Source organism: Haemophilus sputorum CCUG 13788, from assembly GCF_000238795.1.
GTDB lineage: Bacteria > Pseudomonadota > Gammaproteobacteria > Enterobacterales > Pasteurellaceae > Haemophilus_A > Haemophilus_A sputorum.
The window spans coordinates 1-504 of record NZ_AFNK01000028.1 but is presented as its reverse complement, the minus strand read 5'-3'; the positions used below and the strand labels follow the sequence as shown (position 1 = coordinate 504).

The window sequence follows — 504 nt, the reverse complement described above, 5'->3', positions numbered from 1 at the left end:
CCATTGATGGAGAATAGAATTTTGACAATGCTTTTTTAAGCAGGTTTTCAAAAAAATACCTTGCTCTGTTCACATCCAGCGCATTCTACAAATCAACATGGTATTTAACATTTGGGATTCCCTACGATGATGTTGATACCGGAATCGAGCGCATGAATGAAATGACACAACAGGCGCAAAAAGCACTTCAGCCATTTAACGCTTCTGTTTTATCAGTTCACAATACTTATATTAGTGAGGTGGCAGACTATTTATCACTATTGCTAAATACAGAACATAACATGATTCCTTTATCATCCACTCCCTTATCATCCAGTATTTGTGATTCTGAATGGTATTTTGGTGCTGATGTTCTTGAACTGCGTAACAACGAATCGGATAGTAAAAAGTTTGCAACGAATTATATTTTGAAGGATTTCCCTATAGAAACGACCCCCGGACAATGGGATTTTCTTCTCAAGCAACCCTATGAATTTATTCTTACTCAATCGTTTACACGAGATA

1 protein-coding gene is annotated in these 504 nt (G+C 36.7%); it reads left to right on the top strand.

The window, feature by feature from the left end:
• Positions 1–152: 152 nt before the first annotated feature.
• The coding region (locus HSP_RS10865) for a VirB4 family type IV secretion/conjugal transfer ATPase (protein ID WP_010128850.1) at positions 153–504 on the top strand (352 nt) is incomplete at its 3' end.